The 24,294-nt window shown below is 60.9% G+C and carries 18 protein-coding genes; 13 read left to right on the top strand and 5 right to left on the bottom strand.

The genetic code is table 11. The features are described from left to right. The first annotated feature begins 182 nt into the window (after nt 1-182). Nucleotides 183-1,526, top strand: coding sequence for a radical SAM protein (locus P9L99_01745; protein MDP8222058.1), 1,344 nt, complete (start codon nt 183-185; stop codon nt 1,524-1,526). Here the strand turns inward: P9L99_01745 and P9L99_01740 are convergent. Together P9L99_01740 and P9L99_01735 are read right to left on the bottom strand one after the other, a co-directional pair. Beyond that, complete coding sequence (locus P9L99_01740; GenBank protein ID MDP8222057.1) at nt 1,501-2,970, bottom strand: radical SAM protein; 1,470 nt, start codon at nt 2,968-2,970, stop codon at nt 1,501-1,503. The genes P9L99_01745 and P9L99_01740 overlap by 26 nt on opposite strands. Next, nucleotides 2,970-3,626, bottom strand: a complete 657-nt coding sequence (locus tag P9L99_01735) for a class I SAM-dependent methyltransferase (protein ID MDP8222056.1) — start codon at nt 3,624-3,626, stop codon at nt 2,970-2,972. Before P9L99_01735 ends, P9L99_01740 begins: the two co-directional genes overlap by 1 nt. 324 nt (nt 3,627-3,950) lie before the next feature. Between P9L99_01735 and P9L99_01730 the strand changes: the two genes are divergently transcribed. Together P9L99_01730 and P9L99_01725 are read left to right on the top strand one after the other, a co-directional pair. Continuing rightward, nucleotides 3,951-4,643, top strand: coding sequence for a class I SAM-dependent methyltransferase (locus P9L99_01730; protein ID MDP8222055.1), 693 nt, complete (start codon nt 3,951-3,953; stop codon nt 4,641-4,643). After that, nucleotides 4,643-6,208, top strand: coding sequence for a hypothetical protein (locus P9L99_01725; protein ID MDP8222054.1), 1,566 nt, complete (start codon nt 4,643-4,645; stop codon nt 6,206-6,208). Before P9L99_01730 ends, P9L99_01725 begins: the two co-directional genes overlap by 1 nt. A gap of 24 nt (nt 6,209-6,232) precedes the next feature. On the opposite strand, the gene P9L99_01720 is transcribed toward P9L99_01725, so the two are convergent. Beyond that, nucleotides 6,233-8,062, bottom strand: a complete 1,830-nt coding sequence (locus P9L99_01720; GenBank protein ID MDP8222053.1) for a long-chain fatty acid--CoA ligase — start codon at nt 8,060-8,062, stop codon at nt 6,233-6,235. A 162-nt stretch (nt 8,063-8,224) separates the two neighbouring features. Here P9L99_01720 and P9L99_01715 point away from each other — a divergent pair, with 162 nt between their 5' ends. The 5 genes from P9L99_01715 to P9L99_01695 are packed head-to-tail and all read left to right on the top strand — an operon-like array spanning nt 8,225 to nt 14,418. Beyond that, nucleotides 8,225-8,836 (top strand): TetR/AcrR family transcriptional regulator, encoded by a 612-nt coding sequence (locus tag P9L99_01715; GenBank protein MDP8222052.1) that lies wholly within the window; start codon nt 8,225-8,227, stop codon nt 8,834-8,836. Further along, on the top strand, nt 8,829-10,748 hold the full coding sequence (locus tag P9L99_01710) for an acyl-CoA dehydrogenase family protein (GenBank protein ID MDP8222051.1): 1,920 nt from the start codon (nt 8,829-8,831) through the stop codon (nt 10,746-10,748). Before P9L99_01715 ends, P9L99_01710 begins: the two co-directional genes overlap by 8 nt. A 17-nt stretch (nt 10,749-10,765) precedes the next feature. Further along, entirely contained in the window at nt 10,766-11,668 is a 903-nt protein-coding gene (locus tag P9L99_01705) for a MaoC/PaaZ C-terminal domain-containing protein (protein ID MDP8222050.1), read from the top strand. Next, a complete protein-coding gene (locus P9L99_01700) occupies nt 11,661-13,094 on the top strand; it encodes a 3-oxoacyl-ACP reductase (GenBank protein ID MDP8222049.1) in 1,434 nt (477 codons plus the stop codon). Before P9L99_01705 ends, P9L99_01700 begins: the two co-directional genes overlap by 8 nt. Nucleotides 13,095-13,110: 16 nt before the next feature. Continuing rightward, nucleotides 13,111-14,418 (top strand): acetyl-CoA C-acyltransferase, encoded by a 1,308-nt coding sequence (locus P9L99_01695; GenBank protein MDP8222048.1) that lies wholly within the window; start codon nt 13,111-13,113, stop codon nt 14,416-14,418. A gap of 41 nt (nt 14,419-14,459) precedes the next feature. On the opposite strand, the gene P9L99_01690 is transcribed toward P9L99_01695, so the two are convergent. Together P9L99_01690 and P9L99_01685 are read right to left on the bottom strand one after the other, a co-directional pair. Further along, nucleotides 14,460-15,854, bottom strand: a complete 1,395-nt coding sequence (locus P9L99_01690) for an MFS transporter (GenBank protein MDP8222047.1) — start codon at nt 15,852-15,854, stop codon at nt 14,460-14,462. Nucleotides 15,855-15,998: 144 nt separating this feature from the next. Beyond that, entirely contained in the window at nt 15,999-18,194 is a 2,196-nt protein-coding gene (locus P9L99_01685; GenBank protein ID MDP8222046.1) for a C25 family cysteine peptidase, read from the bottom strand. A 385-nt stretch (nt 18,195-18,579) separates the two neighbouring features. Here P9L99_01685 and P9L99_01680 point away from each other — a divergent pair, with 385 nt between their 5' ends. From P9L99_01680 to P9L99_01660, 5 genes are all read left to right on the top strand, one after another. Then, nucleotides 18,580-19,605, top strand: a complete 1,026-nt coding sequence (locus P9L99_01680) for a hypothetical protein (protein MDP8222045.1) — start codon at nt 18,580-18,582, stop codon at nt 19,603-19,605. 5 nt (nt 19,606-19,610) lie between these two features. Then, nucleotides 19,611-20,105, top strand: a complete 495-nt coding sequence (locus P9L99_01675; protein ID MDP8222044.1) for a hypothetical protein — start codon at nt 19,611-19,613, stop codon at nt 20,103-20,105. A gap of 139 nt (nt 20,106-20,244) precedes the next feature. Next, nucleotides 20,245-21,549 (top strand): outer membrane protein transport protein, encoded by a 1,305-nt coding sequence (locus P9L99_01670; protein ID MDP8222043.1) that lies wholly within the window; start codon nt 20,245-20,247, stop codon nt 21,547-21,549. 12 nt (nt 21,550-21,561) lie between these two features. Then, nucleotides 21,562-21,939 carry a hypothetical protein gene (locus P9L99_01665; GenBank protein MDP8222042.1) on the top strand — a complete coding sequence of 126 codons (378 nt, stop codon included), beginning with the start codon at nt 21,562-21,564 and terminating at the stop codon, nt 21,937-21,939. Between the two features lie 39 nt (nt 21,940-21,978). Further along, nucleotides 21,979-24,291 (top strand): TonB-dependent receptor, encoded by a 2,313-nt coding sequence (locus P9L99_01660; protein MDP8222041.1) that lies wholly within the window; start codon nt 21,979-21,981, stop codon nt 24,289-24,291. The last annotated feature ends 3 nt before the right edge of the window (nt 24,292-24,294 follow it).

The raw sequence follows: 24,294 nt of genomic DNA, 5'->3' as shown, positions 1-24,294 counted from the left end.
CATGCCCAATGTTCCACCTTCGGGATGCTATGGTCCCAAACTGTCGGATTGCCTAGTCCTCCCGTTGGGAGGGTAGAACGGAACTATTGGAAAAGCAACGATTAATGGCACACAGCGGGCGGTCGATTTTGCATGATGTTAAGGTGGAGGATGCCAGAAATAACCCGGCTCATGCGGTCGGGGTGGCCCTGGTAAATCCGCCCGGTTCCAAGCGCTATTTGCGTGACTGCTATTGCGGCAGCATCGATAAGGCCGGCTACTATTGGCAACCTTTTGATCTGGTCGTGCAAAGCGGATGGCTTTCTCAGGTAGCCGAAGTTTCTCTGCTCGACGCGATCATCGAAGGCCTCGATCCGCCCGCGGCGCTGGCCCACCTACATCACCGCCGCCCCGAGGTCATTGTCGCTTTAACCAGCCTCTTATCGTGGTCCGAAGACGTCGAATTCCTGCGCCGGGCGAAACAAGAAACCGGGGCCGCGCTCTTCGTCAGCGGTGATTGGCCGCGTTTCCAAGCAAGCCGCACCTTGGCCGAAAATCCGTTTATCGACGGTGTTTTGCTCGACCTCACCACGCCCGATCTCGCGACTTTTGTGCGGGAAGGGCGTCTCCCGCCGGGCACCTCCGTCACCCACCGCGACGGCGAGGACATTATCGACGGCCGATTGCCGGGACCCGAGCCCTTTGCCTATCCGCTTCCCTCGCACGACATGTTCTTTCGGCGACCCTATCGCTTCGCTTTGCCCTTGCCCGAGCCGGTAGCGAGCACCGTGGGCATGCACGGCTGCCCGTATCGCTGCGACTTTTGCAATACGGGGATGATTCATTTCGCACCGCGCGATGAGGACAACCTCGCCGAGGAACTGGCTTGGTTGCACGCTCAGCACGTGCCCAGCCTGCAGTTGCGTGAGGCGACATTCAACTGGAGCGACGCCCACGTCGAACGCTTCTGCGAACTTCTGCTGCAAAAGGAATGGCGATTTCAGTGGTTCTGCTTCGCTCGGCCCGACAAGCTTTCGCCCGCCCAGATCAAGCTGATGGCCCGCGCGGGCTGCCGCTATGTCGGCTTCGGAATCGAGACCGGCGATCGGCAACTACTCGGCGATCACAAAGACCGCTACGAGCCGGCCGTCGCCGCCGAAGCAATTCGCGCCTGCCGCCGCCACGGCATTCAAACCGTGGGTCATTTCATCCTCGGTTTGCCCGGCGAAACCGAAGGCACCCTCGAGAAGACGCGGCGCCTTGCCCTGTCGCTGCCGCTTGATTTCGCCTCATTCAACCTTTTCGCCCCACGACCCGGGGCCGGCCTGCTTGGCGAGAGTATCGATCCCTTCTCACCGGGGTCGCAATCGTACGCCGCCGAACTGGATTACGCGGCTTTGGAGAGCGCGCAGGCCCGCATGATGCGTTCCTTCTACTTCCGCGTTGGGTACATTCTGCGGCGACTGGCGGCGCTGCGTGACTGGCAGTCGCTACGGCAAACCGTGCGGCAGGGATGGAGAATTATTCGGGCCGCGGTGCGGCGCTGACCTTCCCGCGCCGAAAACCGCCGAGCACTTTACCGCCCATTTCCCGCAGGAGAGACCAAGCCGCGGTCGCCAACTCCGGCGCCGAAAACGTACCGCGACGCAAGTGGCGCAGGATAATGCGGGGGCGCAGGTAGTAGGAAACCATGGCGTCGCGCACCAGGCCCGTGATTTGCTCGTGCGACAGCCCCGGCATCGCCCAAATCGTCTCGCCGACAGCCGGCCGGTACTGGTTGTTCCACTGCCAGGGTTGAACGTCGGGCGGAAACGAATTCTTGTGGTCCTCGTACAACCGTGAGCCGGGGTAGGGCGTAACCCGCGCGAAGCTGACCACGTCGCAATCCAGCCGCCGGGCAAAACGAATCGTTTCCTTGGCCTCCGCGACGGTCTCCGTGGGAAACCCGATCATGAACAGACCGTAGGAGCCCAAGCCCGCCTCTTTGGTCCAGCGCATCGTCTGGAACGCTTGCTCCGGATCGACTTGCTTCCCCATCATCTCGAGCAGCCGACGACTGGCGGTTTCGAAGCCGTACATGACGAATCGGCAGCCGCATCGTTTTATTTCCCGTAGCAGGCGCGGCGTCATGCGGTCGTAGCGCGTCTCGGTAAACCAATTTACCCGGCCCACCAAGCCGCGTGCGTCCAGCAGGTGGCAGAACTCCAGCCCCTCGGCTTCGGTAAACGGGAACAATGAGTCCGTGAAACCAAAGCCATGCACGCCGAACGCTTCGCCCAGCCAGGCGATTTCCTCGACAACCTCCACCAACGGCCGTTTGCGCACAGTCGGATGGAACATGTTCTGCGAGCAATACGCGCAGTTGTACGGGCAGCCGCGCGCCGCCTGCACCGGCAGCATGACCTCGCGCATCATGAAGCGGGGTGGGCAGTGATAATAGGGCAGATGGAAAAGGTCCCAGGCCGGTCGCGGAACCTCCACCGGGTTCACGCCGTCGCCCGTCGGGCGGGTGACAACTTCGTCGCCGACTCGAACCGCGAGCCCCGGCGTCCCCGCGAGTTCTTCGTTTGCCGCCAACTTTTGCAGCAGCATCCGAAACGCGTTTTCCCCTTCACCGACAACAACGCTGTCGATCGGCAGGTCGCGCAACATCTCGGCGGCAAAATAGGCGGCGTGCATGTTGCCAAGCACGATGTGTGTTTCGGGCAGGCGCTCCCGTACGGCAGCCACGTTTTCCCGCACCGCCAGAACGTTCGGCGAAAGACAACTGAATCCTACGACGTCGGCCCGGTGCTCCGCCGCCAGCGCACCGATCTCCGAGGCGCTGCATCCCGACGCGTATTGATCCTCGACCCGCACGTTGTGCCCGGCGTCGCGCGCCACGGCCGCCAAGTAGGCCAGGCCCAACGGCGCGACCGGAAACATCAGCTTGCTGTAAGGCCCGGCACGCTGGTCGCGAAGGGATGTCGGATTAACGAGCAGTACGTTCATTACCGCTCATTGTCGGCTAGCGGGCGCGAAAACTCAAAGCGGATAATCAACCGGTCGATCTCGACCTTCGCTTCTTGGAAGCGGCTGCGACGTACGAATTCGCGCATCTCAGTCTCGGTATAGGCAGGCAAACTCAGCCCGTACACTTTGTGATCGAACAGACTGGTCCAGGCGTCGGCGAAACTGCGCACCGGCAACATTTCCCAAAGCAGAAAACGACCGCCGGGTTTCAGGGCGCCGTATAGATTGTCGAGGGCCCGCGTGGGGTCGTGCCAGCAGTAGATGGAACTTGTCGATACCATCGCGTCGAAGGCGGCGGCGGGCAGGGGCGCGTCATGCACGTCACCGACCATGAATTCACAATCGACCCCGGCCGCCGTGCATTGCTGGTCGGCGAAGCGAATCAGCTCCGCGCTTTGGTCGAGACCGAAACCCTTTGCCTCCGGGTAGCGTTGCAGGTAGCGAAGCAAGAAGGTCCCGTGGCCGCAGCCGATATCCGCCAACCGGCTACCCGGCGGCAGGGATCCCAATTCGTCGGCCGCGCGATCGTAAAGATGGGTTGCCTTGCGACTCATCAGTTCGGCGAACAGACGACTCCAGCGCGAGCGAAAGTAAGCGCGCTCCCACCGGCGCAACGCGGCACGGTAATCCCACATTGAAAATCGCTTACCAAGTTATGGTTAATAAAACACACAACGAGCGCCTCGCCGGCGGCGAGACGTCGCGCGTGACACCAAAAACGCCAATGACCGTTTGCTTAGGGGCGCGGTTTCGGTTTCGGTTTCGGGGAGGGACGATAGTCCATGTTGTTCTCCTTTGCATCGGGCCGACTCGCCGCAACACCGTTCAAACGTGTGCCGACCCCGCGTTTCTACGTTGGTTGAATCATATGCCACGCCCATTTTTCATGTCAAGAAGTTCGTTCCTTTGTCGCCATTGAGTTTTACTCTCGCCGCCGTTTGCGATTATCATCAAGAACAATGACGGAACGACCCGCAAAACAAGCCTCCATTCTCGATGGCACGATCGCCGACGACGGCATCAGCCACGAGCAATTCCGCTGGGCCCAGCAGCGGCGGCGCCGCGATATTCAACGTGACGCCCGCCGTATTGCGGCGCTCATCGCGAGATTCGGTGGGGAAGGCGCGCTGCTTGATATCGGTTTCGGGGTCGGCATTGGATTGGCGTGTCTGGCCCGCGGCTACCCAGGAGAAGTCACGGGCGTCGACGTCGATCCGCAAATGGTAGCCTTCGCCGAGCAAGAGGCAGCGAGCCTCGACAACCTGAAAACCTTCGCGGCCGATATCCAGCAGCCTTTGCCTTTCTCCGAGGGCTCCTTCGGCGTGGTGCACTCGCTGTACACGTGGCATCACCTCGCCCGGCCCGACGACGCCGCGCGCGAAGTGCATCGTGTTTTGCGACCCGGCGGGCTCTTCGTGCTGGGCGATATCGACCCGACCAACACGATGACCCGCGTGTTCCGCTTCGGCTATGGCATCCTGCGCCGCCTGCGTTTGGGTTGGCCGATCGGCGAAGCCGCGTACCGTTCCATCCTTGCCGCGCCGCGTTTTGAACGGCCGCTGACGATGCTGCGCGAAGCGGGCTTCGTTGTGGAATATGCCGAGCGCCGACGCATTCGCCGTACGGTCGTCGCGCGAAAGGCGGCGTCGTGATGGGCCACCCGATCGCCGCCAAGCCAAACGCGGCTGTACCTTGCCTTCTGCGCCTGAGCGTTTACGTCGCCCTGCTTTTCCCGATCGCGTACGTGATGGGTATTGCCGACGCCGCGCGCCGGCTGCATTACTACCTGCGGATCGTCTACTTCTTCGCGCCGCTGCTCGCCCTCGTGGCGACACACTACGTCCTTCTCCGCAAGCGGCCCGCCTATCGAGCATGGTGGGAACAACCCCGGCCAAGAACGGCGCTGCTGGTGCGCCTGGCGGTCGGCCTGGTTTTTCTGGCATGGTTGGCCGCGCCGTCGCTGATGCTGACGATCATCGGCTACGGGCTGCAGCGCATCGCGTTCTACATCTTGGCGGTCGGGCTTGCCGGGTGGTGGATCGCCCAATGGCGTTTGCGCGAACGCTGGCCCCGATGTGTACGACTCGATATCCCGCTACTGCTTCTTATTCCAACTTACTTCGGCATCGCGTCGATCGGCCTGACGTATTTCGGCTCCGGCGACCGGGCCTGCCAAACGGTCGCGCAAAGCCCTTTCCTCACGCCGATCATCAGCCGCGAGGACATCGCGCGAAGCGGCGCCGTCGATTCCTGTTTCCCCTACGACGTGAAAAGCGACCCTGTTGCCGACCGACTTTTCTTCACGTTGAAGCAACGGCGTTCCGGCTTTCTGCGGTCATGGAGCAAGAAGCAGCCCGCGAACGACGCCGTGGGTGTGACCAGCTTCTCCGCGCCGGATTTCGCGAGCGCCCGATTGGCGACGGTTATCGGTGAGGCGGGCGGCTCGTATCCGCAGCGCATCACCGTTGACCCGCGGCGAAAGGAAATCCATGTCGTGGTGCTCGATCGGGGCGGCGCTCACTCGGTGCGAACGTATGATTACACCGACGACACGTTGCGCGAGGTGCGACGCCTTGATCTGGACTACGAGCCGATTCGTGTCTACGTCGACTCGGCAAAAGATGAGTTGATCGTTTTGGGATACGGCGGCGCGGTGGGCGTGTTTCCCCGCGACGGGAAGCAGCCGCGACTCTTTCGGGAGTACGACGACCTCGGCTTCATCGGGATGTTTGATACCCTCGTGCCCAACCGCGACGGCTCCGGCTACTTCGCCTCGATGGTCGCCAGCGACGTGCTTTTGCTCGACGCGGACGACTTCACGATTCGCAAACGCGGCTCGGTCGGCGCGCCGACCATCGGCATGGATTACGATCCGGCCGGCAACCGCCTTTACGCGGCGGGCACGTTGACGCGCGAGATTATCGTGCTTGACGGCGACAGCCTCGCGGTGCTCGACCGCATTCCCACCGAAACGACCGTGCGCGAGTTGTACCTGGATCATCGTCGCGGGCTGATCGTCACCGCGGGTTACGTTGACGGGATGCTGGACTTTTACGACCTGCATGACCGAACGCGCCGGGCGCGCCTTTTCGTCGGCAAACTCGCCCGCGGCCTGCACCTCGAACCGACAAGCGGCCGCCTCTTCGCGGCATCCAGTTGCGGGCTTTTTGAAGTCGATGTCGATGCGTTACTCGCCCGAGGCGAACCGAAACCATGAAACTAGGTGCCGCGCGATTGGCGGTTAGTCGCGCGGGTACATGCCGTCGATGATGCTTTTGTAAAGCTTGTCGACGATTCGGCGTTTGACTTTCATCGTGGGCGTCAGTTCGCCGGTCGCCTCGGAAAACTCGTGATCCATCACCGCGAATTTCTTGATCTGCTCGTACCGCGCCAAGCTCGCGTTTACGCGATCGACGCTTTCCTGCATGAGTGCCCGCACATCGGGGTGTGCCGCGAGTTCGGCGTTGGATTCGAAGGCCAGGTCTTTCCCAGCGGCCCAATCGCGCACACGCTCGAAATTGGGGCAGACCAGCGCCGTGAGGAATTTGCGATCGTCGCCGATCATCACGACGCGCTCGAGGTATTGCTCGGTGTTGAATTGGGTTTCGATGGCCAGTGGTGCGATGTTCTTGCCGCCGGAAGTGACCAGCAGTTCCTTCTTGCGGTCGGTAATCGTCAGGTAGCCATCCGCGTCCAAATGGCCGATGTCGCCGGTGTGAAACCAACGCTTTTCGTCGATCGCTTCCGCCGTGCTCTCCGGATCGTTGTAGTAACCGCGCATGAGCATCGGCCCGCGTAGCATGATTTCGCCGTCCTCGGCGATCTCCACTTCGGCGCCGTCAATCGGTGGGCCGACCGTGCCCAGCTTGTTTTTTCCCGGGATGTTGACGGTCACGATGGGGCTGGTTTCCGTCAAGCCGTAGCCCTGGTAAATGTCGATGCCGATGCCCTGGAAAAAGTAACAAAGCAGCCGGCTCGTTGGCCCGCCCCCGGCGAAAGCGATGCGTACGCGATCCAGCCCGGCCTGGCGGCGGATGCGTTCGGCGATGCGTGAGGCCAGCCGGTTTCGCAACGCCAGCATCGGCGGTAGCGCTTTGCCCTCATTGCGTAGATCGAAAACCTGCTTACCCACCGCTAATGCGTTACGGAACATCTTTTGGGCGAAGGCGGGCCGCATACCGGCAACCCGTTGCACCTCGACAAACAGCTTCTCGAAAAGGCGCGGCACGCTCATCAAGACCGTCGGGCGAATCGTCGTCAGGCCGTGCCGGATTTGCTCGTTGCCGATGCCGTCCGCGATGGCCAACACGGCCCCCACGTCGGTGCTCGCCAGGAGGTCCGCCGTCAGCCCGAAGGAATGACAGAAGGGCAGGTGGTTCAGGAACACGTCATTTTCATTCAGGTTGAAATGTTTCAACACCGGGCGCTGGCTGAGGAAGTTGTTGTGACTGAGCATCACGCCCTTGGGGCGGCCCGTTGTGCCCGATGTGTAAATGATCGCCACCGGGTCGTCGGGATCGATGCCCCGGACGTGCTCGATGAGGTCCGGGACGCTCACGCTGCTTTCGCCCAGCGCCAAGAGCGTCTTATAGCTCGCCACGCGTTCGTCGGCTTCGTCGCCATCGGACTCCATGACGAAAACGCGCTCCAGCCGCGGCAGGCTTTCGATGTGGCTCAACGCCTTTTCAGCTTGGTCGGCCGATTCGGCAACAAGATAACGCGCGCCGGAATCTTTCAAGATGTACGCGACAGCTTCGGCCGTCAGCGTGGGATAGATCGGCACGACGACACAACTCCCGGCCACCAGGCTTACAAAAGTGTTCACCCAACGCGGCCGGTTGCCGGCCAGAATGGCCACGCGATCACCCGGCTTGAGCCCCAGCTTCCGCCACGCGGCGTTGAGCTTAAATTGCTCGGGCTGCAAGTCTTCCCACGTATGCTCTTGCCAGCGTCCGGTGTGCCGCCCCCCGCGGTACATCGAAATCAACTTGACGCGGCTTCGGTGCTGCTTGGCGCGATTCAGCGCGATGGCGGCCATGTTCGTTTCCGGAAGGTCGGCGTAGGAAAACATGCTGTCCTCCAACAAGGAAAAAAACGCGATTTGGATGCAGAAACGCGGTTGACTGCCTGTCTACCGATTGTTACGTTTCCGCCTACCAATTGGTAGTCACGGCGGTTTTCATCTATGTCACATGATAATCATATTCAGGCCGGAGAAGTAAGGCGTCGAATTTTGGACGAGGCGATCCGCCTTTTCGGCAGCAACGGCTTCGAGGGCACATCGTTACAGGCGATTGCCGAATCGGTCGGCATCCGCAAGCAATCCTTGCTCTACCATTTCAACAGCAAGAAAACGTTGCGCGAGGCGGTCAACGACGACCTGATGCAGCATTGGAGCCGCGAGTTGCCGCGCCTGCTTTCCGACACGGCCAGCGGTCACGACCGCTTTGCCGACATGATCACCGCGCTGGTAGATTTTTTCCTCGACGACGAGAACCGCGCCCGTCACGTCGTGCGGGAGATGCTTGATCGCCCTGAAGGCGCGCCGGAATTGGTGCGGCAACACTTGCGGCCGTGGCTCGACTTGATCACGAATTACATCCGACTCGGCCAGCGAAGCGATGTCATCAAATCGGATGTCGACCCGGAATCCTACGTCTTTCAAGTAATGATGATGGTCATCGGCACTGTGGCCATGGGCCGCACCGCCGACGATTTCTTCCCGCAAAAAAAGAGAACCAACTTGGCGCCTCGCATTGCCGAACTAGTTCGCGTTGCCCGCGAATCGCTCTTCGTCGATCCGAGTTCGCCGTCGCTTTCGGCGAAAAGGAGAAGTGATGGCTAATTTCTACGACGACAACCATGACCTGCGGTTCTACGTGGATCACGCCATCGATTGGGCGCCGTTGGTGGAGTTAACCGAATACCAATGGACCGCCGCGGACGGCTTCCGGAATGTCGATGATGCGCTCGAGTTTTACCGCGGTGTGCTGGACCTGGTCGGCAATTTCGTCGCCGAGGAAGTCGCCCCCCTCAGCGCCGAACTGGACCATGGCCACCCCGTCCTCGAAGACGGCGTTGTCCGCTTTCCACCGCTCTTCCAGCAACTGTTCGACAACATTCGCGCGCTCGAATTGCACGGCATGGCGTTGCCGCGTGAGCTGGGCGGCATGAACACGCCGTTTTTACTCTTTATGATTTGCACCGAACTTTTCGCGCGCGGCGACGTCTCGGTCAGCACGCATCAAGGCTTCCACGGCGGCATGGCCATGGCGATGCTTCTATATTCCATCATGGAAGGCACGACCGAGTTCGACACCGAGGCGGGTATGATCTCCAAAACACGCTTCGCCGACGCCATCACCGAAATCATTTCCGGCGAGGCATGGGGGTCGATGGACATCACCGAACCCGGCGCCGGCAGCGACATGGCCGCGCTGCGCACCAAGGGCGAACAGGACGAAGACGGCAATTGGCTGGTCACCGGCGAAAAAATCTTCATCACTTCCGGCCACGCCAAGTATCACTTCGTCATCGCGCGCACTGAAAAAGCGGCCGACCCCAACGACGCGTTCGCCGGTCTCAAAGGCTTGTCGATGTTTCTCGTGCCCGCGTTTGAAATCGACGCCGACGGCAAACGACGGCATTACGCCTCGTTCGAAAAGCTGGAGGAAAAACTGGGCCACCACGCTTCGGCGACGGTCACGATCAACTTCGACCGTTCGCCCGCCTTGCTCATCGGCGAGCGCGGTGACGGCTTCCGCCTCATGCTCCAACTGATGAACAACGCGCGCGTCGGCGTCGGCTTTGAGTGCATCGGCGTTTGCGAAACCGCCTACCGCATGGCCGCCGCCTACGCCGCTGAACGGCCGAGCATGGGCAAGAATATCGCGCGGCACGAAATGATCGCCGACTACCTCGACGAAATGCGCACCGATATCCAAGGCCTCCGCGCCCTGGCGGTCAACGGCGCTTACCACGAGGAAATGGCCAAGAAACTCGACCTCATCCTGCGCTTTCGCCCGCCCGCCGACGAAGCCGAAAAGAAAGATACAGCGCGGCAGCACCGACATCATGTGAGCAGCGCCCGGCGATTGACGCCGCTGGTCAAATACCTCGCCGCCGAGAAGGCCGTGGAGATGGCCCGCCGTTGCATCCAAATCCACGGCGGTTACGGGTACAGCACGGAATTCGGCGCCGAGAAGCTTCTGCGCGATGCGCTGGTGATGCCGATTTACGAGGGCACGAGTCAAATCCAAGCGCTCATGGCCATGAAAGACAGCCTGATGGGAGTGCTCAAGAATCCGCGGCGTTTCCTGGAAGGCATGGCCCGCACCAAACTGCGTGCCCGCACCGCCTCCGACCGTGACGCGAAGCGCGTCGCCCGACTCCAAGCGCTGCAGTATTCGGCGTTGCAGTTTCTGCTTTCTCGCCTAGCCGGCAAAAAGATCGCCGGGCTGCGTCGTCAACCGATCAGCCAATGGAAAACCTTCTTCGGCGAGTGGGATCCCAAGACGGATTTCGCCCTCGCCATGCTCCACGCCGAACGCTTGACCCGCATCCTGGCCGACGTCGCGGTGTGCGAGTTGCTGCTGGAACAGGCCGAACGTTTTCCCGAACGCCGCGAGGTGCTCGAGCGCTATCTCGAACGCGCCGAACCGCGCTGCAAATTCCTGCACGAGGAAATCACGACGACCGGCGCGCGGTTGTTGGCCCATCTGGAAGAAACCGAAGCCGACGAGAACGCGGCCACGTAGCCGCAGGGGAGGGTGAAATGAGCGTCTCCTATCGCCACTTGTTTCGTCAGGGAAAGGTGTTGCGGGCGTTGTTGGAAGCCGGTGTGCTGTCCGCGCGAGGCGGCGGCGCCAAAGGCGAGCCCACGGCACCCGGTCCGGTGATCGAACGTACCCTGCCGCCCCTGGCTCGCTCGTTGATTCGTGACTACGTGCGACACGTCGGCGGTAATCCCGACGCATACAAAAACACCGTGCCGCCCCATCTGTTTCCGCAATGGGGTTTTCCGCTGCTCAGCAAGACTTTGCAGGCCGTACCGTATGACATGTCGCGGGTCGTCAACGCGGGCTTTCGCATGGAGATCAGACGCGCTCTGCCCGCCGATGAACCGCTGCGTATGAAAGGCAACCTAGCCGCGATCGACGACAACGGACGGCGCATCATCATCACCGAGCGCCTCATCACCGAAACCGACTCCGCCCCGGACGCCCTGCTGGCCGAGGTCAACGCGTTGATCCCTTTGAAAAAGCCGGGCGAGAAATCCGGTGCAAAAAAAGATAAGCCGCGTGTGCCCACCGACGTGCGCGAAATCGGCCGCTGGCGGCTCGGCCCAAACGCTGGTTTGGAATTCGCTTTTCTTACCGGCGATTTCAACCCCATTCATTGGATTCCGGCCTACGCCAAGGCCGCCGGTTTCCGCAACACGATCCTCCACGGCTTTTCCACCGCCGCCCGCGCGATCGAAACGCTAAACCAAGCGCTTTGGTCGGGACGGGTCGATTACCTGAAAAGCTGGGACGTGCGTTTCAACCGGCCGCTCGTGCTGCCGGGCAACGTCGGCGTATTCGTCGATGACCTGGGCGGCGTCTACATCGGCGACGGGCCGGGCGGGCCTTCCTATTTATCCGGTCACTACACAATCAGGGAGCAAGATGATGAGTGATTTTCTTGTCGACCTCGGCGCTCGACCCACGGCGCGCAAAATCATTAAAGCCATGGGGTTGCCGATTCCCATGCCGCAAAAACTCAAGCGTGACCACACACCGTGGCGGCAGCAGGAATTGGAGGGCCTACCCGTCGTGTTCGCGCAGCTTGGCCACTCCACGACGACGCGGTTTGCGGCGCACGCGCTGGCCGCGGCCGGAGCCGAAACCTTTTTAGCCGGCGACGACAAACTCATCGCGGCGTTCAAAAAAGAGGGAGAAGCCTGGGGCCGATTGCCGCGTGCCTTCCAACCCGATGAGCAGTCGGCGGCAAAAAAACCGCACGCGCTCGTATTCGACGCCACGGCGATCGAGAAGCCTGAACAGCTCAAACAGGTTTACGATTTCTACCATCACAATGTCCGCTCCTTGGCGGCTTGCGGGCGCGTGCTGATCCTTGCCCCATCGCCCGCGGCGACGAAAAATCCGCTGGCCGCGGCGGCGGCGCGCGCCCTCGTTGGTTTCACGAAAAGCGCCGGGCGGGAGATCGGCAAAAAAGGCGCCACGGCCAATTTGTTGTTCGTCGACCCAGGCGCCGAAGAACGAATCGAGCCGCTGCTGCGCTTCTTGCTGTCGTACCGCTCGGCTTATGTGTCGGGACAGCAACTGACCGTGTCCAACGCGGTCGTCGGCACGAAGCCGGAATCCTTTCAGCGACCGCTCGACGGCAAAACCGCGCTGGTGACCGGTGCGGCCCGCGGCATCGGCGCTGCCATCGCCAGGGCGTTCGCTCGCGAAGGGGCGCGGGTCATCGTGCTTGACCGACCGGCCGACGACGGCCCGGCCAGCGTGTTGGCCGGCGAGGTCAAGGGCTCCTTGCTGCTGTGCGACATCACCGACGCCGACGCTCCCAAAATCATCGCCGACTATGTGAAGAAACAGTTCGGCGGTCTGGATATTGTCGTTCACAACGCGGGCGTCACGCGCGACAAGATGCTGCAAAACATGGACGAAGAACGGTGGGACACGACGCTCAACGTCAACCTCGTCCGGATGATGGCGGTGAATGAAAAGCTGCTGCCGCGCATGAACGCGGGTGGTCGCATCGTGTTCCTCTCCTCGATCGCGGGCATTGCCGGCAACGTGGGGCAGACGAATTACGCGGCGTCGAAAGCCGGCGTCATTGGATATGTCGAAGCGTTGGCGCCGACCTTGGCGCCAAAGGGCATCGCGGTGAATGCCGTAGCGCCGGGCTTTATCGAGACCCGGCTGACCGCGGCCATTCCCGTGGCGACGCGGGAAGTGGCGCGGCGTTTGGCGAACCTGGGGCAGGGCGGCTTGCCCGAAGACGTGGCCGAAGTCATCACCTACCTAGCCGGGCCCGGCGCGTGGTCGCTGAGCGGGCAAATCTGGCGGATCTGCGGCGGAAACTACGTAGGCGCTTAAGCGGAAAGGATCGATCATGGCGAAGCGGAAACAACAGAGCAGCAAGCGTCGCGCGGTTATCGTGGGCGGCGTGCGGACGCCTTTCCTGAGGGCTTTTGGCGACTTCACCAAGTTGGACACGATTGACCTGGGCGTCATTGTCGTGCGCGGCCTGTTGGAGAAGCTGCAACTGCCGTGGCGGGAAATCGACAGCATCATGTGGGGCGGAGTCATCCTGCCCAGCACCGCCGTCAATATTGGGCGCGAGATTATCCTGGACCTGGGCCTGCCCGAGGTGGAGGCGACGACCGTCACCCGCGCGTGCACCACGAGCCTGAAAGCGATCACCGACGCTGTCGGCATGATCGAGCGCGGCGAGGCCGACGTCGTGGTTGCGGGTGGTAGCGACTCCACGAGCAACGCCGAGGTCATGATGCCTCGCAGCTTCGTTCACAAAGCCGCCCCGGTGTTCATGAGTTCGCGTTCCACGGTGAAAGACTATTTCGCATTGCTGGGCAAGTTGGACGTCAGACGCGATCTCGTGCCGCGAACCCCTTCGGTTCGAGAACGCACGACCGGTGAACTGATGGGTGAGTCCAGCGAAAAAATGGCCAAGCGAAACGCGATCAGCCGCGAGGCGCAGGATCGCTTCGCGCTGCAATCCCATCAAAGGGCCGCCGCGGCTGTTGCCACCGGTCGCTTCGCCGACGAAATCGTCCCAGTCGACACCCCCGATGGTAAGCGCATTCACGCCGATGGAATCGTGCGCGGCGATTCTTCCCTCGAAAAGTTGGCGAAATTGCGCCCGGCGTTCAAAAAGAACGGCACGCTTACCGCCGGCAACTCCAGCGCGCTCACCGACGGCGCGGCGGGCGTGTTGTTGATGAATGAAGCCAAGGCGCGGGCGCTCGGCTACACGCCGCGGGCGGCATTCCGCAGTTGGTCCTACGGCGCCGTGGACCCCGCCGATCAGTTGCTTATCGGGCCGGCCATTTCCATTCCCGAAGCGTTAGACCGCGCCGGGGCGACCTTGGCCGACATCGATGTCATCGACATCCACGAGGCGTTCGCCGCGCAAGTGCTCAGCGTCCTGAAAATGCTCGGGAGCGAATCCTGGGCGCGACAGCGGCTGGGGCGCGAGAAGGCGGTGGGCGAGGTCGCGCCGGAAGAGATCAACCTTTACGGCGGCTCGATCGCGTTGGGGCACCCTTTTGGGGCGACCGGCGCGCGGATGGTTACCACGATGGTTAACGAACTGTACCGGACCGATAAAAACATGGCGCTGCTGGCGATTTGTGCCGCCGGCGGGTTGTCGGGGGCTGCGGTGTTGGAGGCGGTGGAATAACGCGCCGCCGGCCTTGGGACGAGCGATGTTCCGCGGCGAGTCTACTTGTTGATCGGGTAGTAGCGGAACACGAAGCCGCTCGCCAATAAAAAGAATCCGCACAACGGGCCGATGAGCAATATTCCCCACGGTGAGGCCGTGGTGTCGCCGAAAATCGCCAGCATCGCCGGGCCGAAAACACCTGCCAGCCCGGCGGCGAGTTTCGTCACAAAGCTTTCTAGACCGACGTACATGGCCTCGCGGCGGTACCCGGTCAGGCGGGTGTCCATATCGATCACGTCGGCCATCATCGGTCGCGGGATGGCGAACAGGACGGCAATCGGCAGCAACGCCGGCAGAAACAACACCACGACGTGCGCCATCATGACTTCCGAGTCCGACAGCATGCCGCCCACTGCGGCGTTCACCAACCAACCGAAGAAGGGCAGGTCGCGCACCGTGACGAGCATGAACAGCACTGCGCCCATCACAAACTGCGACACCAAAAACACGCGCCGTTTGGTTAACCGCTCGGCCAATGGATAAAGCGCGGCGACCAGCGGCACGGCAAGCAGGATAATGCCGCCCTGTAAATAACCGGCGACGTGTTCGCCGTAGCCCATCACGATCGTGACGAGAAAAGGAATCATCGCCAGCAATAGGTCGATCGACATCCGGAAAAAGGCGATCGAAATCAAATACGGCGAAAACGACGGATTGCTCCAGCAACGACTGAAGGCTTCGAAAAAATCAAAGGGCACGCGTTTGGCTTTTGAGTCCGGCTTTTCCCGCGTGCCCAATACGACGAGCCAGAAAGACAAAAGCGATACGATCGCCAGGAGCCACGCCGCCAATTTGTAGCCATCGCCGAAAGCCAATGGCCCGAGCCGAAGCCCGCCCGCGGCGGCTTTGATCAGCAGGCCGATGCCCACTGTGGCCATGAGCATTCCAATGATATCGGCCGCGCTCATGTAAATGGAAAGCTCGACGCGTTCGCGGTCGTCGCGTGAAATCTCCGGTAGCAGGGAAATGTACGGGGCGACCACCACCGTGAACGAAACCCAAAAACCGCCCAGGCCGATGGCCAGCCAAATGATATTAAGCCACGAAGCGGCGCTATCCGGCGGGTACCACAACATGATGCCGAACAAACTCAGAAACGGCGCGCCAATGAGAATCCATGGCCGGCGGCGTCCGTGGCGCGAGCGCGTCCGGTCGGAAAAGAACCCGATCAGGGGATCCGCGAAGCCGTCGATGATGCGTCCCAGCATGTTAATGGCGGCGAAGGCAAGGTAGGGGACGAGGACGGTTTTCCCGCCGTCGCCATCGGTTCTGCCGAGATAAAAATACATCAGCCAACCCACGACCATCGCCGGAGTCAGTGCAACACCAAGTTCACCCGACGCGTAAATTACACGCCGGCCGAATGTCATTTCGCGAACCGAATTGCGCGTCAAAAGAAGCCCTCCAGGATCTTTCGTGTTCTACGCGACGAGGGGCCGGCTGGCAAACTTGAGTCGAAGGAAGCGACGCGGTGGGTTAAAAGCATACCGGCAAAGCCCGAAGGCTTTGCCGGTATGGGAATGTCTATGGTTGAGCGATCAGCCGCAGCCGCCGCCGCTGTCGTTATCGTCGTCGTCATCGTCATCGTCGGCGCCGGTCGTGTCGTCGTCGTCGACCGCATCGTCATCGATTGCGTCATCGTCGGTGGCGTCATCGTCGTCGGTGGCGTCGTCATCGGTGGCGTCATCGTCACCGGTCGTGTCGTCGTCATCGTCATCGACACTCGATCCGATCGGAATCTCGACGCTGTACGCGGCGAGGTTTTCGCCGGTGATGGTCAACGTCAGCTCATCGGCCTTGGTCGGGAGATTGCGGAACAATTCCACCGTCACCTGTCCCGATGCGTCGGTGAAGCCGCAACCGCAGGTTTCGCCGTCGGCGTAGATGCCGACCATCGCGCCGGCCACACCCGGCACCGTGACGTCGATGGAAGTGGAGCCCGGCGTTACGTAAGACGGGAGCAGCGGCGTGAATTCCACCGGCGGCCGGCTGTAAAGCATGACTTCCGGATCGCCGAACAGGTTGTACATTTCGAAGTAATGCTTCGTACGCCCGCCGCCGCTGTAGAATTCGTGCAGCTTGATCAGCGAGTAATCGAGCATCGCGCTGGTCCAGGGCATCGACGTGAGTTTGCCGCCGCCGGTCATCCACCCTTGGAACATGGCTTTTTCGAGGATGTCGTCCTCATCCCAGTACGTGCTGTCCGAAGCCCCCCAGAAAGCGAGACCGCCGCGGGCCACGCGCACCCAGGTTTCGCCGAAGCATTCGGGCATTGCGTAGCTGCCGGTCAGGCACGAGTGCGACAGTATCAGCGGCGTCGTCGGATTCGTGAGGTTGCGCACGTTGGCTTGGCTGATCGGCGGACCGTCGGCCCAACTGGTTTGGGAGCCGTGCCCGGAGTAGGCATGAATCGTCGGACCGGAGTTGAGCGCGGCCATCGCCTGCGCGGTCGTGCCGCCGTGCTGAGAAAACACCTTGGTGCACGAGAAGCCGTTGGGCTCCAGGAAGTAGCTGCACACCGCGTTATGCGTACCTTCGGAAATGTTCCAGTTGTCGCGGCTGGCCATGAAGGTGGCGTGCCGTGTCCAACTGTCGTTGGTCGTCCATTCTTGCTGCTCGTAACTCAGGATCTTGTTGACCATATTCCGAACGTGTTGGTCCGTGCGGAAGGGCAGGCGGCCGACGCCGATGTCGGGGAAGTAGTCGCCTTCGGTCATCGATCCGAAGTACAAGTCCGTCGCCAGGGCACCGCCGGTCGTACCGGAGAATTGCGGAACGATGGGCGTATCGCCGAGCACCAGCACATACGAGGGCGGGCGTTCCCAGTTCTCGTAAGCGTCACGCAGGTACAACGTGATATCCGCCGGTGTGCTGCCGATTTCCTCCAGCGTCAAGGGGACCACATCGAAACCGCGCTGGGCTTTCCATTCGATGAGTTCCTGAATGTCCGGATTGTTGTATACCGCCGCCGGGGCGATCATCACGTAACTGGTGGCCGTGAAGGGCGCCGGCTTGTCCTTGAAAGGCTTCGGGAAGTTGTTGAAATTGACCAACGAAATCTGAGCCATCGCCGCGGAGCGCGGGTCGCCCAAACGGTCTTCGAGGTACTGGGTTTCGGCCCAATCGGCACCCTCGAATTCCACGTCGACTTCCATCTCGCCCGCCACTTGAATCGCTTGACGTGCCGGATTGTAATTGACCGGCTGCATCCGCAGTGTGACGACCCGGTACCCACGCATCATGCCTTCATCAACGATTTTCACGCCCGAGGCGAACACGGACGTGGTTTGCCGGTAAGCGCTTTCGTCGATCATAAACACGGCGTTTTCCAGGGCCCCCGGAATCTTCGGGACCGAGGGTTGCACAGGCATCAGCCGAGGTGCGCCGTTGAGGGCCGAGAGCGCGATTTCCTCGAACGAGGCGCGCACGGTGACGCGCACGTCGGCGCCCAGCGGGACGCGCACGAGGCGGGTGATCGTCGGCAATTGCGGCTGACCGGCGGCTCCGGCGATACCGGCGCCGGGAATTTCAATTTTCGCGAACCCTGGTTCAGGTTCGGTAACATCGAAACCGGGCACCGTCAGGCGCAAGGTGAATCCGTCGACATCGGCGGTGATGACGTCCACCTGCGCGGGCGTCGGCTCAACGTTCAGCACGTCGAACCACGTTGCCGCGGCCGGACCGACGCCGAAAAACATAAAGACCACGGTAAACAACAAAATCAGGCGTTTCATGGAAGATTGCTCCTTTGGGCCTGCGGGCACTCGTTGAACATCGAAGGAATCGATTCTCACCGATTCGATTTTACGGCTTCTCCGAGGCGGAATTATAGAGGTGCAATAACCAAGGCGTCAAGGAATAGAAGGAGATTATCATTTTGGCTAAATACCTGAGAGTTTGGCGGAATTCTCCCCAACACCCGGAATGTCCAGCAAAAGCGGGGCACTGCGGCTCATTGCCGGCCCACTTGAGCACCGGCCCGCTTTGTGTTTAGTTAGCTGCTACCGTAATCGGAGGTGGAAGAACGTGCGACGTTTGACGAAAATTTTTATGGTTTTGCTGGCAATCGGCGCATTTGCATGCGCTTCTTGTACCGGACCACGATCCGATCAACAGCCGATGACCGAAGACGGCGACCCGATCCTCGCCGATATCGGCAAGGGGAAGTTTCAGGTTACACACTCGTATTTCGAGGCCGCCGTTTCCCGCGTACCGATCCAAAACCGCGCCCAGTACCTCACCCTTGAGGGCAAACGCGATTTTCTGGAGAAGCTCGTGGTCGAATCGACGTTTTACCTGGAAGGCGTGCGCCGGAAGTTTTTCAAGAAAAAGGCATTTCGTAAGTCGTTGCGCCTGCATTCCTATGGTGCGGTCAACGAACTGGCGAAGGTCGAGTTGCTCAAGGATATCAAACTCACCGACGAACAGGTCCGCGCGGAATATGACAGGGTCGTCAAAGACAAAGAGAAGTATCCGTTCGCCGAGCACCAAGAGGACACCCGCCACCGACTCCTCGGGCGCATGTTGGACAACGCGTACAATATGAAAAAACGCGAACTGGCCAAAGAGTGGGGAGTAAAGATCGATTTCGAACTGCTGTCCCGCTTCAATGTCTTTCAATCGGAAGGGAAAAAAGACTGGCCCAAGCTGGAGGAAACGATCGCCACCGGCCAGGATTATCAATACACCGTCGGCAACCTCCTCATGCGATTGGACGAAACGCCGCCGGAAACCAGGAAATTACTTCGCAAGCACCCAAATCCCAAAAAGGTTGTCGAATACATCATCGGGGAAGATATCATCCACACGTGGGTCAAACGCGAAGGGTGGGACTCGGGCCCGGAATTCGAAACACGCAAAAAGATCGTCGAGGTCGGCACGCTCAGCCGCGTCACGCGTGAGGAAATCCTCGGGGAGGACATCAAGGCATCCTCGAATAACGCGCGCGCCTATTACGAGGCGCACAAAGACGAACTGAGCTTCGGCGGCGATCCGCCCCCCTTTGATTCCATTCGAGACGTGATGATCGAGCGCGCCACCGAGGAATTGCGGGTCGAGGCCACGCGCAGCCTTGCTCAATCCCTGACGGCGCATCGCTATCCGGTTGTGTATTTCGAGCCCAACATCAAGCAATACCTCCAATAACGGCCATGGACGTCGCCGTTCTCATCGTCCTCATCCTTGCCGCCGTGACTGTGGTCAATGTCGGCTTCTGGTGGTGGCTTCTTACCCGCTTGAAGCGGAAGTACCCACTTCCCGAAGACCTCCAAAGCCCCGACCCCAGGGAAGCATCGGAGGCCGAATTCGGCGGCTACTACCTCGAGACCCGCATCGTCGAAGACGATACCGAGGCCGGTCGGTTCGTTGGATGGGGAATGCTGGCGCGCGGTAACGGGATGATCGTAATGACCCCCCGCGGTTTTCATTTCTGGCGTCGCGGCGCGAAAAAGCCCTTTTGGATTCCGTATTTTACGATGCGCCGGGCGGAAGTTGTACTGTCGGAACGGATGCGCATTCGCGGCAAAATGTCGCTTACCGTCGATTGGGAACTGGCGGGATACCGCCTGCGTTCGGTGTTTATGGTCAGCGGCGGAGTCAGCGCCACGGTCCGCGTCGGTCAATGGCTACAGGCCCGTATTCCATAACCTGTTCTTGTGCCTTCCCGATGAAATAGGCTAAAAGGTTCCGATGATAAGTGAACCGCCCGTCGTGCGGCGGAATAAGGCGACCATGCGAAACAGTTGTTGGCTTGCTCTAGTCATCATAGTGATTGGAACTTGGTTAATGCCCGGAGCGACACCGCCATGTCTCGCCGGTGGCAACCAGATGTTCGACGAGCACGGCGTCGGCCCGCGCGACGCGGCAATGGGCAACGCCTTCACCGCCCTGGCCGACGACTACTCGGCAGCGTTCTACAACCCGGCGGGCTTCTCCTATATTCGCGGCAACCATTTCGACATAGGGTACAAGGGCGTGTACCCCGATCTCTATATGAACCTGACGCCGGACCCCGGCCGCGACCTCAGCGGCGGTTTCCCGGCCGACTTCCTACTCGTGGGGCTGAGCACCGATTTCGATTTTTCCGACGCCATCAACAAGAACGTGTCCGATCGTTTTTCGGCCGGATTGGCGCTGGCGATCTCGGCCTACTTCAAATCCTTTACGCTCTTTGCCGATCCCAACACGCCCTACTTCTTTCGGTATCGCGACCGGCCCGTGAGCATTCTCAGCCTCTATGCGGGCTTCGCGATCAAGGTTTTCGACTGGGCCAGCTTCGGCGCCAGCATCAACGTCGCCCCATCCGACACCCATTCCGACGTCATTGCGCACTCGGATATCGAGATGCCCGTCATTCGTTGGGAAACGCGGCAGGGCATGGCGACCGCTTCCTACAGTAAGGTCGAACCGGTGCTCGGCGCGATGTTCCTGATCCCCGCCCACGGCCGTAGCGACGGCGTGCGCGTGGGAATGGCCTGGCACGACGAGGTCACTACTTTGGACGGCAGCGGCGAGTTCACCAACGTCGTACGCATTACGCTCAGCGAAACCGGCGAGCAAATCGAAGTGCCGAAAACCACGGTCGACATGCATCAGCTAACCGGCTTTTCCCCCATGAGCGCCACCTTGGGTTTCGCCTGGAAACCCACCGACGCCGTTACCGTTACCGCCGACGGCATCTGGCGCAATTGGTCGGCCTGGTTGACCGGTGCCGAGAACAAGCCGTCTCCGCCCTTCCTGGACACCTACCATGCGCGCCTCGGGTTTCAACACGCTTTCGATATCGATTGGGAATGGGTTTTCGGCATCACGGCCCGCGCCGGCTACTACTACGAACCCTCGCCGACGCAGAGCATGAACGGCTACATGAATATTCTCGATCCCGACAAGCACGTGGCCGCGACGGGCGCGGGTTTCCTATTCAACGACCCGATGGGTATCTTTTTGCTGCCCGTGCGGTTTGATCTGGTCTATCAACTCCACTATTTAATGGACAGCCACCTCGACAACGACCGCGAAGACGTCTTCGGCCCCATCGACTACGGCGGCCAAATTCATTCCTTCGCGGCGACCTTCGGGGTTGAGTACTGATAAGGAGCGATTATGCGCACGCGTTACCTCTTGTTTGCCTTCGCCGTGGCTCTCGCCCTGGGACTCGCCTGCGGCACCGGCGACAAGCCCGAGTTCGTCGAGGTTCCCTCTGCCGATCCACAACCGCCGATCGGCGACGGCGAACCGATTCAAGACGCCGAGGGCGACCCCGCCGACGCCTGCGGTGAGGATCAACAGGCCCTGCTGCCGCCCGCTACCGGTCTGGAAGCTGCGCCGCAAAAAAACCCCGATCCGTCCGCACCGCTGCGGCAATGGGAAGTCCTACCCAAACCTCAACGGCAACCGCAAAAGAAAACCGTCGGCGATCTTTCGCTGCTCTTGATCCCCCTGTTCGCCGCCGTATTTTGGCGTCGGCGCAACGGCAATTGACGAAAGGTCCGGCCGCCATCTAACTACCGGAGGGCGCACGTGCGCCGCGGCGTTTTTTGGCTCGTCATTCTGCTTGCATTGTGGCCCGCGCTCGGGTGGGCCGGCACGTTGCGTGGCGTCGTCACCGACCAAGACGGCACCGTCGTGTTCGGGTGCCAGATCACCGTGCGTGAAACCAAGCGCACGGCCTATTCCGGCGAAGACGGTTCGTATGTCTTCGATAACCTCCCGGCGGGCTCCTACACGCTCGAATTCTTTACCGAGGGCTACGAGAAGACGCGCCGACGCGTCACCGTGCCGGGCGACGGCGCAGTGGTTGCCGACGCCGAGCTTTCCTTCGGCGTGGAGTTCGAGGAAAAGGAAATCGTTGTTACCGACAAGGCGCCCATCGACCAGTCGCCGCAAACCAGCGCCCACACTTTCGAGCGGGAGGAAATCGAAGACAACGCCGGCGCATTCGAGGACATTACCAAAGCGATTCAGCAGTTGCCGGGAATTGTGGCGAGCACCGATTTCACGAGCGACATGTACGTGCGGGGTTCGGAAAACTACGAAAACCTGATCGTCATCGATGGCCAACTTCTATCCAATCCCTACCATTTCGGCATCGGCCTTTCGATTATCGACACCGACCTAGTCGAGCGCTTTACGTTTTACGCCGCCGGCTTTCCGGCCCAGTACCCCTTTGCGACCGGCAGCGTGCTCGATGTCACTTACCGCGACGGCAACCGCGATCACGTCGACGCCGTTGCAGACGTGTCGTTACTGTCGGCCTCCGCGCTCGTCTCGGGACCGGCCGGCGACAAGATGACGTGGATCATCAACGCGCGCCGCAGCTATTACGACTACATGCTGCGCGCTCTAGACTGGACCGACGTGCCCATTCCCGTGTTCTCCGACGTCATGCTGCGCGGCTCGTTCTACCCGAACGACAAGCATCGATTTGTGGCGCTGCTGATCCGCAGCGAAGACGGCGCGGAGGCGGCGTTGGAGGAAAACCCGAGCACGATCGACGAAGGCGAGGGGTACTACAACCAGATCACGCAGATGTACGGGCTCTCCTACAACTTTTTGCCGACCTCATGGTTTCTATACAAAACCTCGCTCAGCTACCAGATCGTCACCGCCGACGGCAACCTGACCAGCGACACCGACACCTTTTTCGGCCGCGCCCAAATCAACGGCATGTACGTCAACAACGAAGTTCAGTTCGACCTCGGGCGCAACGTGTTCAAGAGTGGGGCCGTGTACGGGCGGGTCGACCTGGACATCGGCGCGCGTTTTCCCCTCAGCCAGTTCGTTCCCGGCGCCCGCTTCGCCAACGAGCAAGAGCAATTCACGATCGAATTCGGCGACCAGGATCCCAAACAGCTTTGGGGGGGGTACGTCCAGCACGAGACCGAGGTTGTCCCCCAACGGCTGCGCACCAACATCGGCGTACGGGTCGACCATTACATGGCCACGCAGAACGGGTGGGTGGTCAGCCCCCGCGCGGCGCTGGCCGTCAACCTGGCGCGACAGACCGTGTTGAAAACCGCCTGGGGCATCTATTACCTGCCTCCGTACAGCAGTTTCATTACGGACACGGACATCGGCAATCCCAACCTGCGCTCGCAGAAATCCACGCACTACGTTGTCGGTCTAGAGCAGGGATTGGGCGGGCAGATGGTCTTGCGCGTCGAGAGCTACTACAAGGAACTCGACGACCTGATTTTCATGGAGATCGGCGGCTCCGACGAGGGCGGCCTGCAGCAGTCGCAATTCCTGCTGGAAGGACGATTGCCCACTATCAACTACTTCAATTCGGGCTCGGGACGCGCCTTAGGGGTCGAAGTATTCTTTCAGAAGAAGCTTGGCGGTTGGTGGGACGGGTGGCTGGCCTACACCCTTGGCGAAGTGCGTTACAACGACGGCCGCGGCGAATACGGCAGCTATTACCCGCAGCAAGACCAGCGGCACACCTTGAACCTGGTCGCCAATTTCAGGCCCCTGACCGACTGGGTCTTCTCCTCGACGTTCCGCCTCGCCTCCGGGCGGCCCTACACGCCGGTCAACGATTGGGTCGAGACTTTTCCGGGCACCTTCTTTCGCTACTGGCAGGCGCAAAACGGCGCGCTCAACGAGGCGCGTTTTCCGCTCTACCACCGTCTCGACATGCGCGTGGAACGAACCTGGCACGTGCACCCGCGCGTCGACCTGACGGTCTTCAGCGAAGTCTACAACGTGTACAACCAACGGAATTTGTGGGGGTACTATTACGAGGCCGAAGAGGGGCTCGACAAGCCCAAGCGCGTGCCGATCTACCAGTTGCCCGTCATCCCCTTCGCCGGGGTGAAGGCGGAGTTCCTGTAGGCG

The organism is Candidatus Lernaella stagnicola, assembly GCA_030765525.1.
In the GTDB taxonomy this organism is placed as follows: domain Bacteria; phylum Lernaellota; class Lernaellaia; order Lernaellales; family Lernaellaceae; genus Lernaella; species Lernaella stagnicola.
Note: the sequence above shows the minus strand (reverse complement) of the source record. Positions and strands in the feature narration are given on the sequence as shown.